Raw genomic sequence first — 15609 nt, 5'->3', positions numbered from 1 at the left:
CTGATGAAGCCGCTCCATTCTTCGGAAAGCAAAGAGGATAAAAACGCTATGATTCTGGAACATATCGATATCCGGGGATTCCGCGGCATCAATCAACTCTCTTTACCGCTGACGCGCATCAACCTGTTGATTGGTGAAAACGCCTGGGGGAAATCCAGCCTGCTCGACGCGCTCAGCCTGCTGCTCTCTCCCCGCACGCGCGACTATGCGTTCTCCCTTGATGATTTTCATTTTACGCCGGGTGAGGTTAAGGATCGGGTGCATCGGTTGTCGGTTGTTTTCCACTTTGCGGATGACGAAGCGGACACCAGCGAGCTGCTGCAGCCATTCTGGCAACCCGGCGAGCAGGGAAAGCGCCGCCTGAGCTATAGCGTGCAGGCCAGACGGCGTGACGATCAGATTACCTCGACGCGCCGCTTTATCGACGGGAATGGGCAGGTATTACCGGAAGCGGGAAGCGCGGCGGCGATAGATTACCTGCTGCGCATGAACCCGGTATTACGGCTGCGCGATGCCCGCTTCAGCCGCCGCATCCGACCGGTTGAGAGCGGTATTGATGCCCGCCTCTCTACCTTAAACCAACTGGCGAAAGAGCTGGATACCCTCACGCGAGATCTGGAGCAGCACCCGCAGCAGATGAGTAATGCCATGCTGCGGCAAGGATTGCAGACGATGCAGCAGCTCGTAGAACACTATTTCCTGATCCAGCATCCTGAGCGGGGCAGCGAGCCGCACCGCGTTGAGCCGCAGTCCCGTGAAGGTGCCCGGGGCTGGCATTCGCTGGATCAGCTCAATCATCTGATTGCCGCCACCGACGTTCGCAGCCGTCAGCTTATTTTGTTGCGCATGTTTACCCTGCTGGTGCAGGCACGGGGAAGCGAACCTCTGGCGCCGGGCGCACGGCCGCTGCTGCTGATTGAGGATCCGGAGACCCGCCTGCATCCCATTATGCTGTCCGTGGCGTGGAATCTGCTGACGCTGCTGCCGCTGCAGAAGATCGCGACAACCAATTCCGGAGAGCTGCTTTCTCAGGTCGCGATCGAGCATGTTTGCCGGCTGGTTCGCGAGCCCGCGCGCGTGGCCGCATGGCGCGTCGGTCCCGAAGGGCTGAGTGCTGAAGAGAGCCGGCGAATCGGCTTCCATATTAAAGTTAACCGGCCTTCGGCCTTGTTTGCCCGCTGCTGGCTCCTGGTTGAAGGCGAAACCGAAGTCTGGATCATTAACGAGATGGCGCGACAATGCGGCTTTCACTTTGCCGCGGAAGGCATAAAGGTGATTGAATTCGCCCAGTCAGGATTAAAACCGCTGTTAAAATTTGCCCGGCGTATGGGCATTGCCTGGCATGTGCTGACTGACGGCGATATGGCAGGGAAAAAATACGCGGCCACGGCGCGCAGTCAGTTCCTGCCGCCTGACGTTGAGAAGCATCACTTAACGGCGCTACCGGCGGCGGATATAGAGCACTTCCTTTATCAGCATGGCTTTAGCGATATTTATCAACAAGCAGCGCACCTGCCGTTAAACGTGCCGATGAAACCCAGGCGTATTATTACCAAAGCGATTCATCGTGCATCTAAACCTGAACTGGCCATTATGGTCGCGATGGCGGCAGCCGAACGCGGCACCGAGTCCATACCGGAACGCCTGCGGGACATGTTTGCACGCGTTATCAGACTGGCGCAGGGTAAAGCGGGTTAGCGATTCGCAAGTAAAAATGCCAGCACGGCAGGCTGGCATTTTCAACGGAGCGGTCCAACGTTGGGGTGATCTCAGGCGACAGCCTGTTGCACTTCAACGGGTACTATCAGACTGGCATGGTTGCCCTTAGGGCCCTGATGAACGTCAAAATGGACCTGCTGGCCCGCCTTTAGCGTTCTGTAACCATCCATCTGTATCGTTGAGTAGTGTGCGAAGATATCTTCTCCGCCCCCGATTGGACAGATAAAGCCGAAACCTTTGGCGTTATTGAACCATTTAACGGTACCTGTCTCCATGCTTTTACTTCCCTCGCAAGACATTTTATAAGTAGGTGAGGTCACTGAAGCCGTGAGTCGGGTTTGATTAAAACTCAATCAGCTTGTGAAGGTAGAATGTAGAGAAACTGGCGTGGTCGTCAAGCAAACCACCGGGCAAGGTGGGGAAAAAATCATCAAAATTTGAGGTAGTTAACGCTATTTGAAATTGTGTGATACAGGTCGCGTGTGGCATTTTTAGCGGAATGATTCATTAGCGACTGTGCACTTGACACACGTGTTAAACTCTACAGATGAACCGGGTTTATGACGATGTACAGAATCACAACGGAACACTATGGCAAACACAAATGACTGGCTAAATTTTGAACAATTAGCTGACGATAAAGTACGCGAAGGGTTAAAGCCGCCTTCCATGTATAAAGTCATTCTGAATAATGACGATTATACACCTATGGAATTTGTTATTGACGTTCTGCAAAAGTTCTTTTCTTATGATATTGAACGTGCAACGCAACTGATGCTGAAAGTTCACTACCACGGTAAAGCAATCTGTGGTGTATTTACCGCAGAGGTCGCTGAGACCAAAGCGGCGCAGGTGAATAATTACGCGCGGGACAATCATCATCCGTTGCTGTGTACGCTTGAAAAAGCCTGAGCCTCTCTCCATACAGGAAGCAGGTCAGAGCGATTAACTGGAGGAGGTGCCTAATGCTCAATCAAGAACTGGAACTCAGTTTAAACATGGCTTTCGCCAGAGCGCGTGAGCACCGTCATGAGTTTATGACCGTCGAGCATCTGTTACTGGCGTTGCTCAGTAACCCGTCGGCCAGAGAGGCACTGGAAGCCTGTACGGTGGACATTGTGGCTCTAAGGCAGGAACTCGAAGCCTTCATTGAACAGACCACGCCTGTGCTGCCAGCCAGCGAAGAAGAGCGTGACACACAACCTACGCTCAGTTTCCAGCGTGTATTGCAGCGTGCGGTTTTCCATGTTCAGTCATCCGGACGCAGTGAAGTTAACGGCGCTAACGTGCTGGTTGCCATCTTTAGCGAGCAAGAGTCGCAGGCGGCTTATCTGCTGCGCAAACACGAAGTCAGCCGCCTTGATGTGGTGAATTTCATCTCTCATGGCACGCGTAAAGACGAACCCGGCCAGGCACCTGGTGCTGAAAATCCGGTTAACGAAGAGCAAGCAGGCGGGGAGGAACGTATGGAAAACTTCACCACCAATCTCAATCAGCTTGCTCGCGTCGGCGGAATTGACCCGCTGATCGGTCGCGACAAAGAGCTGGAACGGACTATTCAGGTCCTGTGTCGTCGTCGCAAAAACAATCCCCTGCTGGTGGGCGAATCCGGCGTCGGGAAAACCGCCATTGCGGAAGGCTTAGCCTGGCGCATTGTGCAGGGTGACGTGCCTGAAGTGATGAAAGACTGCACGATTTACTCTCTCGATATCGGCTCCTTGCTGGCGGGCACCAAATACCGGGGTGACTTTGAGAAACGTTTCAAAGCGCTGCTGAAACAGCTGGAGCAGGATAACAGCAGCATCCTGTTTATTGACGAGATTCATACCATTATCGGTGCGGGTGCGGCATCGGGTGGACAGGTCGATGCGGCAAACCTGATCAAACCGCTGCTCTCCAGCGGTAAGATCCGCGTGATGGGCTCTACCACCTATCAGGAATTCAGCAACATCTTTGAAAAAGATCGTGCGCTGGCGCGTCGTTTCCAGAAAATCGATATCACCGAGCCGTCGGTGGAAGAAACGGTGCAGATTCTTAACGGCCTGAAAACCAAATACGAAGCGCACCATGACGTTCGCTATACGGCCAAAGCCGTGCGTGCGGCCGTTGAGCTGGCGGTGAAATACATTAACGATCGCCATCTGCCGGATAAAGCCATCGACGTGATCGATGAGGCCGGTGCCCGTGCGCGTCTGATGCCCGCGAGCAAACGTAAGAAAACCGTTAACGTGGCTGATATCGAAACCGTGGTGGCGCGTATTGCCCGTATTCCAGAGCAGAGCGTTTCAGCAACCGATCGCGATACACTCAAGAACCTGGGCGACCGTCTGAAAATGCTGGTGTTTGGTCAGGATAACGCCATTGAAGCGCTGACCGAAGCCATCAAGATGAGCCGTGCAGGGCTGGGGCAGGATCGCAAGCCGGTGGGATCGTTCCTGTTTGCTGGCCCAACTGGCGTCGGTAAAACCGAAGTTACCGTTCAGCTGGCGAAAGCGCTGGGAATTGAGCTGCTGCGCTTCGACATGTCTGAGTACATGGAGCGCCATACCGTCAGTCGTTTGATCGGTGCGCCTCCGGGCTATGTGGGTTTCGATCAGGGCGGCCTGCTGACCGATGCGGTAATCAAGCATCCTCACGCCGTTGTGCTGCTGGATGAGATTGAGAAAGCGCACCCGGATGTGTTCAACCTGCTGCTGCAGGTGATGGACAACGGTATGCTGACCGATAACAACGGCCGCAAGGCCGACTTCCGTAACGTGGTGCTGGTGATGACCACCAACGCCGGCGTGCGTGAAACCGAGCGTAAATCCATTGGCCTGATCCATCAGGACAACAGTACGGATGCCATGGAAGAGATTAAGAAAATCTTTACCCCTGAATTCCGTAACCGCCTGGACAACATTATCTGGTTCAGCCACCTGTCAACGGACGTTATCCATCAGGTCGTCGACAAGTTTATTGTTGAACTGCAGGCACAGCTGGATGCGAAAGGTGTTTCACTGGAGGTCAGTGACGAAGCGCGTGACTGGCTGGCAGAGAAGGGCTATGACAAAGCGATGGGCGCTCGTCCGATGGCGCGTACCGTTCAGGAGAGCCTGAAGAAACCGCTGGCGAACGAACTGCTGTTTGGTTCGCTGGTTGACGGTGGATCGGTCTCTGTTGCGCTGGATAAAGAGAAGGGGCAACTGACCTATCACTTCCTGAGTGCGCAAAAACGTAAAACGGAAGGCACCGTGCACTAAGCGCGGTATGACAGAAAGAGAAAAGGCCGGATAATATCCGGCCTTTTTTTGTTTGCCCACACACGAGGCGCAGGCAACGACATCAACGCAACTCAGCGACTACGGAAGACAATGCGGCCTTTGCTCAGGTCGTACGGGGTCAGCTCGACAGTCACTTTGTCGCCCGTCAGGATGCGGATGTAGTTTTTACGCATTTTACCGGAGATATGAGCGGTAACCACGTGTCCGTTCTCAAGTTCTACGCGGAACATGGTGTTAGGTAACGTATCCAGTACGGTACCTTGCATTTCAATATTGTCTTCTTTGGCCATCGAATCCTCTGGGTGTACTACCTTTCAGTTGAACCGGCAAGATAATGCCCAATTCAACAAGTTATGTAAAGAACCGTCGGCAATAAAGCCAACGCATCGCCGTGCTTCGCGTTATAACGCGAGCATGTCGGTTAAATTCGGGTGTTTATGTGACGTCTGCGGGGGATTAGCGGGCTAAGAATCTGAATCAACCGGTAACACGCGCACGATTGAAACAGTTCCGAGAGTGCGATGAGATTCCCAGCCTGGCAATTCCGGCTTGAAAATCAAGCGCGGACGACATACCAAACGCCGCTATTATATCACTTAACCGGGTTTATGTGTGCAAAACATCTGCGCGCGGATTAAAAAAGGGTTTGATTCCGCCAGCAGCCGCTGTCAACGGGCTGCGAGGACAGGTTTTTTACCGCATCCAGGTAAGCTTCGCGGGGAATATCGACCGCGCCGAGTGAAGCCGTATGGGGATTCAGTATCTGGCAATCCACCAGGCGTCCTTTGTGCTTAATAAAATGCTGACAGAAAACCCAAAGTGCGGTTTTCGAGGCGTTGGTCTGCAGGCTGAACATGGATTCGCCACAAAATATCTGGCCCAGCGCCAGACCATACATGCCGCCCACCAGGTCTTGCTCGCGCCAGACTTCAATGGAATGGGCATGACCAAGCTCATAAAGCTTCAGCCATGCGCGTTTGACTTCAAAAGTAATCCATGTCCCTTCTTCCCGACCGGCCGCACAGCCTTCGACCACGTCGGAAAAGGCTTCATTCATCGTAACCCGATAAGGTGATTGCTGGTGGAAGCGCTTCATACTGCGGCTGAGGTGAAAACGGTCTGGGAGTAACACCGCGCGAGGGTCGGGTGACCACCACAGAATCGGATCGCCAGGGGAAAACCAGGGGAAAATCCCCTGCTGATAGGCGTTGAGCAGGCGCGCAGGCGAGAGATCACCGCCCATAGCCAGCAGGCCATTGGGCTCACGCAGCGCCGTTTCCGGAGGAGGAAACAGCAACGATTCCCGTGACAGTTGAACCAGTCTCATCGCGTTAAGTTATCCATCAGCTTTTACAAAACTATAACGCAAAGCGTTGCTGGAAACGCCAGTAACGTCCACCTTTTGCGACTAATTCGGAATGATTTCCCTGCTCAATGATCTTCCCGCCGTCCATAACGCAAATTTTATCCATCTGCGCCAGTCCGGTCAGACGATGGGTAACCATAATCACGGTCTTGCCCGCTGTCAGCTGCTGCAACAGGGACAGAATATGCTGCTCGGTCGCGGCATCCAGCCCTTCCGTCGGCTCATCCAGCAACCACAGGTCGCCGTTGTGCAGCAGCGCACGGGCAATCGCCAGGCGTCGCAATTCGCCACCCGACAGCGGCCGGCCGCCTTCGCCCAGCCAGGCATTTAATCCTTCTTCATTATCCAGCAGACTCTGCAGGCCGGTCTGCATTAACGCCACGGTAAGGGTTTCATCACTGGCATCGGGGCAGGCCAGCAATAAATTATCACGCAGGGTCTGGCTGAAAAGATGAACGCGCTGGGTGACAACGCTGATGCGCTGACGGAGTTGCGCTTCATCCCACTCGGCAAGCGGGAGGTTGTTCAGCGCTATCTCGCCATGCTCAACATCCCAGGCGCGCGTCAGGAGGCCAAGTAGGGTGGATTTTCCGCAGCCGGTAGGCCCGAGTAGCGAGACATGTTCACCCGCCTTAATGTGCAGGGAAAACTGGTTTAACACGTTTTCCGGCCTACCGGGATAGCTGAATTCAAGCGCCTGCACGCTCATGCTGAGCGCGCCGGGCGGGACAGCGGCTGCGGAGGGGAAAACGATCGCCGGCGTTTGCTCGATGATCTCATTGACGCGCTGGGCGGCGGTGATCACCTGAGACAGGGGCAGAAAGGCACCCGCGACCGGGGCCAGCGCTTCAAAAGCGGCCAGGGCACAAAACACCACCAGCGCAATAAAGGGACCGGGAAGATGCTGCTGCGCAATGCTGTCGGCGCTGAGCCAGAGCAAGGCGGTCACCGTGATACCGCTGCACATCAGCAACAGACTCTGCGCCAGTGCCTCTAAACGTGCCTGCTGGCGCTGCGCGTTCTGCCACTGTTGTTCGCTGCTGTCCAGCCGCGCGCGCCAGGCGGAGGCGTTACCGTACAACGTCAGTTCAGCCTGGCCCGCCAGCCAGTGCATTAACTGCACGCGCCAGTGCGAACGCTGCCGGGTTATCGCCACGCCCGCCGGGGCGCCCAGGTGGTAAAACAGGGGAGGAAAAAGACAGAGCAGGGCAAGCAGGGTACCGCCCAGCAGGAGTGCCAGCTGCGGATCAATCAGGCTTAAACCGGCTGTCACCACCACAATAACGATAAATGCGCCCAGCAGCGGCGATATTACCCGCAGGTAGAGGTGATCCAGCGTATCCACATCCCCAACAAAACGGTTTAACAGATCCGCCTGGCGAAAGGCCGCAAGCTGACCCGGTGCCAGTGAAATCAATCGGCTGAAGGTGAAAACGCGCAAATGCTGCAGCACCCGGAACGTGGCATCGTGCGTGACCAGCCGTTCGAAGTAACGTGCCGCGGTACGTATAATGGCCGCGCCACGCACGCCGGCGGCCGGGAGCATATAGTTAAAACTGTACAGGCCCGCGACGCCAACAACGGACGATGCCGCCAGAAACCAGCCAGACAGGGTGAGTAGGCCAATACTGGCCAGCAACGTGACTATCGCCAGTATAATCCCCAGCGCCAGCCGGAAGGGATGACGCAGCCACAGCCGCAGAAAAGGACGCAGAGCAGACATCAGATGCACTCCTGTTGACGATGTTGCAGCAGTGCACGGAAAGGGCCGGGCTGGGCCGTCAGTGCCTGCCAACTGCCTTGCTGTACCAGTTTTCCCGCCTCCATCAGCCAGATTTCATCCCAGTCGCGCAGCGAATCGATCTGATGCGTAATCATCAGGGTGGTTTGCTGTCGCGCGGCCTGATGAAGTGCCTGCATGACATGATGTTCACTCAGCGCATCCAGGCTGGCTGCAGGCTCATCAAGGAGCAATAGCTGAGCCGGTTTGTAAAGCGCCCGCGCAACCGCAATGCGCTGTGCCTGACCAACGGACAGCGCGCTGCTGGCATCGCCCGGTGCGGTATTCCACCCGTCAGGCAGTCGTGAGAGAAACTCGTGGATGCCACAAGCCGCGATTAAGGCATCCAGACGTGCGGCGTCGAGGGGCGCGCCCATCAGGATATTTTCACGTAACGTTTCTGCCGGTAACTGGGGATTTTGTCCGACCCAGGCAAGATGCCGATGCCAGTCGCGTTGAACCAAATCGCGTAACTCAATCCCATTGGCTTTAAGCGAGCCCTGATAAGGTAAAAATCCCAGCAGCGCATTCAACAGCGCGGTTTTGCCTGCGCCGCTTTTACCGACCAGCGCGATGCGTCCGCCCGAGCGCAGAGTGAAATGTAAAGGACCACACAGGATTTTACCGCCGGGCGCGCAGACCACCAGGTTGTCAGCAACCAGCTCCAGTGGTGCGGCGGCGGCAAACGGGATAGTGCCGTTGCGCGCTTCTGACTGTGGCGTCGCCTGCATAAAGCGCTCAATGGCATCGGCGCCGCCGATGGCCTGCGCTTTAGCATGGTAGAAGGTGCCGAGATCGCGCAAAGGCTGAAAGAATTCCGGGGCCAGAATCAACACCAGAAAACCGGCAAACAGCGTAACGCCCTTGCCATAATCGCCAAAGTGCAACTCACCCAGGTAGGAAAAACCAAAATAAACCGCGACCACAGCAATAGCTAATGACGCAAAAAACTCCAGAACGGAGGAGGAGAGAAAAGCCAGCCGTAAGACGTCCATGGTGCGTTGACGAAAGTCTGTCGTGGTGGCGGCAATGGCCTGTTTTTCTGCTTCGGCCCGATGAAACAGCCTCAGCGTCTCCCGGCCGCGCAGGCGATCAAGAAAGTCACCACTCAGGCGCGCCAGGGCCAGAAAATTGCGCCGATTGGCATCGGCCGCGCCCATGCCCACCAGCGCCATAAACAGCGGAATCAACGGTGCCGTAGCCAGCAGAATCAATCCGGCGGCCCAGTTTAACGGAAACAGCGCAATCAAAATGGCGCAGGGGATGACGGCCGCCAGCGTCATCTGCGGCAGGTAGCGCGCATAGTACGCCTGCATATCTTCTGTCTGTTCCAGCAGTAAGGTTGCCCAACTGCCGGCCGGTTTGCCCTGAATCCAGGCGGGGCCCAGTGCGGATAAACGGTCCAGAATCTGTTTGCGCAGCGCCTGGCGAATAGCCTGACCGGCACGGAATCCTGCCTGCTCGCGCGCATAGTTCAGCATCGCCCGCAGCACGAAGCACAGCAGCAGTAACATAAACTGTGAAAGAAGCGACGGGGGCGACTGGTGCGTCACAATCAACGCCTGAAGCAACGACGCCAGCAGCCAGGCCTGCAGGATAATCAGCAACGCACTGGCGGAACCTGACAGTGAGGCGAGCCGTAACCAGGGACCGGCATGATGCCGCTGTTGACGAAGCCAACGGGTAAGGTGCTGCTGCCGCGATTTGTTCATGCGAAACCCACAGTGGCGAAGACAAAGGAAAAGAGGCGAGCCCCTCCCGCCTGGCGCATGAATTTAGCATGGTGATAATAAAAAAGGCGACTGAAAAACAGTCGCCTCAAACAATTAAGATCAGGTTATTAACAACTTACTTATCGTTTTTAACCAGACCATCAAGATAACGTTCTGCATCCAGAGCAGCCATGCAGCCGGTGCCCGCAGAGGTAATGGCCTGGCGATAGATATGGTCCATCACATCACCTGCAGCAAACACACCCGGAATGCTGGTCTGGGTTGCATTGCCGTGCAGGCCAGACTGAACCTTGATATAGCCATTTTCCAGCGCTAACTGGCCGTCGAAAATCGCTGTGTTTGGGCTGTGGCCAATCGCCACAAACAGGCCAGCGACTTCCAGCGACTCGGTTTTGTCGTCCAGCGTTGAACGCAGCGTCAGTCCGGTCACGCCCATCTGATCGCCAACCACTTCTTCCAGCGTACGGTGGGTATGCAGCACAATGTTGCCGTTGCTGACTTTTTCCATCAGGCGATCGATCAAAATTTTCTCGGCGCGGAAGCTGTCGCGACGGTGAATTAAATGCACTTCAGCGGCGATATTGGCCAGGTAAAGTGCTTCTTCTACCGCCGTATTACCGCCCCCGATCACGGCGACTTTCTGATTACGGTAAAAGAAACCATCGCAGGTAGCGCAGGCCGAAACGCCTTTGCCTTTAAACGCGTCTTCTGACGGCAGGCCGAGGTAGCGTGCCGATGCACCTGTGGCAATAATCAGGGCATCTGCGGTGTATTCGCCGCTGTCACCGGTTAAACGGAACGGACGATTCTGCAGATCCACGGAATGGATGTGGTCAAAAATGATCTCAGTGTTAAATTTCTCGGCATGCTCATGCATGCGTTCCATTAACGATGGACCTGTCAGATCGTGCGGGTCGCCCGGCCAGTTTTCCACTTCCGTCGTGGTCGTCAGCTGTCCGCCTTTTTCCAGACCGGTAATCAACACCGGATTCAGATTCGCGCGTGCAGCATAAACGGCTGCGGTATAACCTGCTGGACCAGAGCCCAGAATGAGCAACTTACTGTGTTTAGCCGTACTCATGCGTTCCTCAGTTTCATTCGTCTGACATAGCCTGCGATTGTAGGGAATAAGCCGTGTCATTGACAACACTTGCGCGCGTTTGTTAGCGATTACTGCAAAAGGCGTAGACGATGATTGCACTTTTTGCCTGCGGTTTGCGCCAAAAGGGGGCAAAAATTCACGTTGTTGCACCTTATCGCCCGAAAATACTCATTTAAAAACAGTGACCCAGCGATGTGTCTGGCATCTTGTCCTGAATTTAGACATTTTACTTTGACAATCGCCTGCGCATTTGCGAAAACAGTGTGAGAAGCGAATGACATCTTCGGAACAAAACGGGTTTTGCCGCCGGGTTTTGGGCAATGTGCCGAACGAATTTTGTCGTCTGATATGAGTCATGACGCATGATGTGGACAGACAACATGCGTCATACACATAGGTGCGACAGCACTGAGACGCCGTTATTTCACTTCAAAAAATGCCCCGAACAATGAGCGTTTTCAGGGGATGGCAGGTAAAGGGAAGGAATTAAGAGAGACAATAATAATGGTAGATAATAAGAAACGCCCCGGTAAAGACCTCGACAGGATCGACAGAAATATTCTGAATGAATTGCAGAAAGACGGTCGTATCTCAAACGTGGAACTTTCCAAACGTGTAGGATTATCGCCTACACCTTGTCTTGAGCGTGTACGTCGTCTTGAACGCCAGGGATTCATCCTTGGTTATACTGCGCAACTTAACCCTCACTACCTGGACGCCTCATTACTGGTATTCGTTGAGATTACTCTGAATCGTGGCGCACCAGATGTGTTTGAGCAATTTAACGCCGCTGTGCAAAAACTTGAGGAAACTCAAGAGTGTCACCTGGTTTCTGGTGATTTCGACTACCTGCTGAAAACACGCGTGCCCGATATGTCCGCCTACCGCAAGCTGCTGGGGGAAACCCTGCTGCGCCTGCCGGGTGTAAACGACACGCGTACTTACGTGGTGATGGAAGAGGTCAAACAGAGTAACCGTCTGGTGATCAAAACGCGCTGATGCGTGGCAGGTGCAAAGCCTGTGAAATTTCGGTACACTCCTGTGAATACATACAGGACCAGCGTCGGGTGAGCCCGACGCTGTTGTTTCTTACTTTACAGGCACCTGGAGAGTTCTCTTGAGCCAGGAATACACAGAAGATAAAGACGTTTCGTTACAGTCGCTGAGCAGTGGACGCCGTCTGCTGGAAGCGTTGCTCATTCTGGTGGCGTTATTTGCCGTCTACCTGATGGTTTCCCTGGTCAGTTTTAATCCTTCCGACCCGAGCTGGTCGCAGACGGCCTGGCACGAGCCTATCCATAATATCGGCGGTACGGTAGGGGCATGGCTGGCTGACACGCTGTTGTTCATCTTTGGCGTGATGGCTTACGCCATTCCACCGGTGATCCTTGGATTGTGCTGGATAGCCTTTCGCCAGCGCGATAATCAGGACTACTTCGACTATTTCGCCGTAGGTTTGCGCTTAATTGGCGTGCTGGCCCTGGTCGTGACGACCTGCGGCATGGCTGCACTGAATGCTGACGACATCTGGTACTTTGCTTCAGGCGGCGTGATCGGCAGCCTCGTCAGCAATGCGATTTCACCCTGGTTTAGTCCTGCTGGTGGCACCCTCACTCTGCTTTGCATCTGGGCAGCGGGCATTACGCTGTATACCGGTTGGTCGTGGTTGACCATTGCAGAACGAATCGGTGGCGTGGTCATGGGCGTGCTGACATTTGCCAGCAACCGTTCACGTCACGACGAACCCTGGCAGGAAGAGGACGAGGGCGAACATCATGAAGATGATGTGCCTGTTCTTCACGCGCAGCCCCATGACGACGATGACGTTCTGCTTTCTGCGCCCCGTAAGGCGCAGCCCGATCTGGACGAGCACGATCCGCTGCTGGCTAAGGCGGCAACAGCGACACGCGCTGCCGTCGCGGCAACCACCGACGCTGCTGAAATGCCGGTGGCACCCGTCCAGCAACCTGCAGCCAGCGTGGCGTCAACCTTTACCACGGCTACCGTGCCGCCGTCAGCCCCATCTGCAGCCCAGCCTGCGGTTGCGCCCGTGAATACTGTCGCCGCGCCCGCCCAGGAAGCGGCTGTACCTCATCCTGCTCCAGAGCGTCATTTTGCACCGCGTGATCCTGTTCCGCAGGATAAACCGGTCAGTGAACCGCCTCTGTACCGTTTTGAAATGCCGGATGAAACACCCGCATCCTCAGCACCCTTTACGGCCTATGAGGATGATGCGCCGAAGATGGGCAACTGGCGCGAGGCAGCCTCTGCTGCAACCCTGAGCAGTGCGGTAACGGCAGGCGCGGCAGGAAAAGCCGCGGCCTCGATGTCGCCCCTGTTTGAACCTGTGCCTGAAAATCAGGCGAATCCACAGGTGAAGCAGGGGATAGGTCCGGCGTTACCGCGGCCAAACCCGGTTAAATTACCGACCCGACGCGAACTGGCTTCTTACGGAATTAAACTTCCTTCCCAGCGCATGGCAGAAGAGAAAGCCAGACTGTCTGAAGCCCCGGCGGCTCCACAGGCTTCCGATCAGCCGCATAATCCAGACTGGTCAGCGGAGGAGCAGGATGCTCTGCAACAGGCTGAGTTACGTCAGGCGTTTCAGTCTGAGCAGCAACAGCGTTATGGCGAGAGCTGGCAACAGGATGAACAGAGTGAAGACGATGAACAGGCTCTAGAGCAGGCATCCCTGGCCCGTCAGTTCGCCGAGCAGCAGCAACAGCGTTATGAGACCGAATCTGCCAACAATGCGCCGGTATTCAACCTGGACACGTCTGCGGCCTTTGATTTCTCACCGATGAAAGATCTGGTTGACGACGGCCCGGTTGAGCCGCTGTTCACCATTGCGGCAACGCCGGAAACGGATGAGGTCGCGGCCAAACATGAGCCGTGGCAGCAAGTACAGGCTGCGCCGACGCATGCGGACGCGCAGAGAAGCATGCCGACGCAGAACGTTGCGTCGGATACCTTCGCGGCACCTGTCGAGCAGCCCGAACCTGTGGAAGAGGCGAAGCCGTCGTTGCATGACAGCCTGATTCATCCTTTCCTGATGCGCCATGAACAGCCGCTGGAAAAACCCTCTACGCCGTTGCCTTCTCTGGATCTGTTAACCGCACCGCCTGCAGAAGAAGAGCCGGTTGACATGTTTGCCCTTGAGCAGACGGCGCGCCTGGTTGAATCGCGCCTGGGCGATTATCGTGTTAAGGCTGAGGTCGTCGGCATCTCTCCCGGCCCGGTCATTACCCGCTTTGAACTGGATCTGGCACCGGGCGTGAAAGCCGCGCGTATTTCTAACCTGTCGCGCGATCTGGCCCGTTCACTGTCCACCACGGCGGTGCGCGTTGTTGAAGTGATTCCGGGTAAGCCCTATGTCGGACTGGAATTACCGAATAAGCACCGTCAGACCGTTTACTTACGTGAAGTGCTGGATTGTCCAAAATTCCGTGACAATCCTTCACCTCTGGCCGTGGTACTGGGTAAAGACATTGCTGGTCAGCCGGTAGTGGCCGATTTGGCGAAGATGCCACACTTACTGGTAGCGGGTACCACCGGTTCGGGTAAGTCAGTCGGTGTGAACGCCATGATTCTCAGCATGTTGTATAAAGCCACGCCGGAAGAAGTGCGCTTTATTATGATCGACCCGAAAATGCTTGAGCTGTCGGTCTATGAAGGCATTCCGCATCTACTCACCGAAGTCGTCACCGATATGAAAGATGCGGCGAATGCGCTGCGCTGGAGCGTCGGTGAGATGGAGCGCCGCTATAAACTGATGTCGGCACTTGGCGTGCGTAATCTTGCGGGCTACAACGAGAAAGTTGAGCAGGCTGAGGCGATGGGCCGTCCAATCCCCGATCCGTTCTGGAAACCGGGCGACAGTATGGACATGACGCCGCCGGTGCTGGAAAAACTGCCTTACATTGTGGTGATGGTGGATGAGTTCGCCGACCTGATGATGGCCGTGGGTAAAAAAGTGGAAGAGCTGATTGCCCGCCTGGCGCAGAAAGCGCGTGCGGCCGGTATCCACCTGGTGCTGGCCACCCAGCGTCCCTCGGTGGATGTGATTACCGGCCTGATCAAGGCCAACATTCCAACGCGTATCGCCTTTACCGTGTCGAGCAAAATTGACTCGCGTACTATTCTCGACCAGGGCGGTGCGGAGTCGTTGCTGGGCATGGGTGACATGCTCTATATGCCGCCAAACTCCTCCATGCCGGTTCGTGTTCACGGTGCCTTCGTGCGCGATCAGGAAGTACATGCGGTGGTCCAGGACTGGAAAGCGCGTGGCCGTCCGCAATACATTGAAAGCATTACAGCGGGCGAAGAGAGCGAAGGTGCGGGCGGCATCGACAGCGATGAAGAACTGGATCCGTTGTTCGATCAGGCGGTGGGTTTCGTGGTGGACAAGCGCCGCGCCTCGATTTCAGGCGTTCAGCGTCAGTTCCGTATTGGCTATAACCGCGCCGCGCGCATCATTGAGCAGATGGAAGCCCAGGGCATCGTTTCGGCACCGGGACATAACGGTAACCGCGAAGTGCTGTCACCGCCTCCCCACGATATGTAGAGCCTGAACGATAAGCTTTGAAACATAAATCAATGAGCCAGTTCTTGCTGGCTCATTGTTTTTTAGCCGTTTACCCCCATAG

Annotated in this window: 11 protein-coding genes; 5 read left to right on the top strand and 6 right to left on the bottom strand. The window is 55.4% G+C overall.

What is annotated here, in order from left to right; translation table 11 throughout:
• Positions 1-48 precede the first annotated feature (48 nt).
• Positions 49-1698 (top strand): ATP-dependent nuclease, encoded by a 1650-nt coding sequence (locus AAIE03_RS11100; protein WP_210456379.1) that lies wholly within the window; start codon positions 49-51, stop codon positions 1696-1698.
• Between the two features lie 71 nt (positions 1699-1769).
• Here AAIE03_RS11100 and cspD read toward each other — a convergent pair whose 3' ends face one another.
• Positions 1770-1994 (bottom strand): cold shock-like protein CspD, encoded by a 225-nt coding sequence (gene cspD / locus AAIE03_RS11095; protein WP_024470922.1) that lies wholly within the window; start codon positions 1992-1994, stop codon positions 1770-1772.
• Between the two features lie 316 nt (positions 1995-2310).
• Between cspD and clpS the strand changes: the two genes are divergently transcribed.
• Positions 2311-2631: an ATP-dependent Clp protease adapter ClpS gene (gene clpS, locus AAIE03_RS11090; RefSeq protein WP_013025221.1), complete on the top strand. Its 321-nt coding sequence runs from the start codon at positions 2311-2313 to the stop codon at positions 2629-2631.
• 53 nt (positions 2632-2684) lie between these two features.
• Positions 2685-4961 (top strand): ATP-dependent Clp protease ATP-binding subunit ClpA, encoded by a 2277-nt coding sequence (gene clpA / locus AAIE03_RS11085; RefSeq protein ID WP_006118605.1) that lies wholly within the window; start codon positions 2685-2687, stop codon positions 4959-4961.
• A gap of 92 nt (positions 4962-5053) precedes the next feature.
• On the opposite strand, the gene infA is transcribed toward clpA, so the two are convergent.
• The 5 genes from infA to trxB form a co-directional block, all read right to left on the bottom strand.
• Entirely contained in the window at positions 5054-5272 is a 219-nt protein-coding gene (infA, locus tag AAIE03_RS11080) for a translation initiation factor IF-1 (RefSeq protein WP_002211347.1), read from the bottom strand.
• A gap of 344 nt (positions 5273-5616) precedes the next feature.
• Positions 5617-6309 (bottom strand): leucyl/phenylalanyl-tRNA--protein transferase, encoded by a 693-nt coding sequence (gene aat / locus AAIE03_RS11075; protein WP_013025223.1) that lies wholly within the window; start codon positions 6307-6309, stop codon positions 5617-5619.
• Between the two features lie 31 nt (positions 6310-6340).
• Entirely contained in the window at positions 6341-8071 is a 1731-nt protein-coding gene (gene cydC / locus AAIE03_RS11070) for a heme ABC transporter ATP-binding protein/permease CydC (protein WP_126843058.1), read from the bottom strand.
• Positions 8071-9840, bottom strand: a complete 1770-nt coding sequence (gene cydD, locus AAIE03_RS11065; protein ID WP_210456378.1) for a heme ABC transporter permease/ATP-binding protein CydD — start codon at positions 9838-9840, stop codon at positions 8071-8073. The genes cydC and cydD overlap by 1 nt, the downstream gene beginning before the upstream one ends.
• Before the next feature lie 136 nt (positions 9841-9976).
• Positions 9977-10942 carry a thioredoxin-disulfide reductase gene (gene trxB, locus AAIE03_RS11060; protein WP_014606200.1) on the bottom strand — a complete coding sequence of 322 codons (966 nt, stop codon included), beginning with the start codon at positions 10940-10942 and terminating at the stop codon, positions 9977-9979.
• Between the two features lie 525 nt (positions 10943-11467).
• Between trxB and lrp the strand changes: the two genes are divergently transcribed.
• Positions 11468-11962 carry a leucine-responsive transcriptional regulator Lrp gene (gene lrp, locus AAIE03_RS11055; RefSeq protein ID WP_006118610.1) on the top strand — a complete coding sequence of 165 codons (495 nt, stop codon included), beginning with the start codon at positions 11468-11470 and terminating at the stop codon, positions 11960-11962.
• A gap of 118 nt (positions 11963-12080) precedes the next feature.
• A complete protein-coding gene (locus tag AAIE03_RS11050) occupies positions 12081-15527 on the top strand; it encodes a DNA translocase FtsK 4TM domain-containing protein (protein ID WP_210456377.1) in 3447 nt (1148 codons plus the stop codon).
• Positions 15528-15609: the final 82 nt, after the last annotated feature.

Source organism: Pantoea sp. Ae19-2 (assembly GCF_059801205.1).
This window is presented reverse-complemented; position numbering and strand designations above follow the sequence as displayed.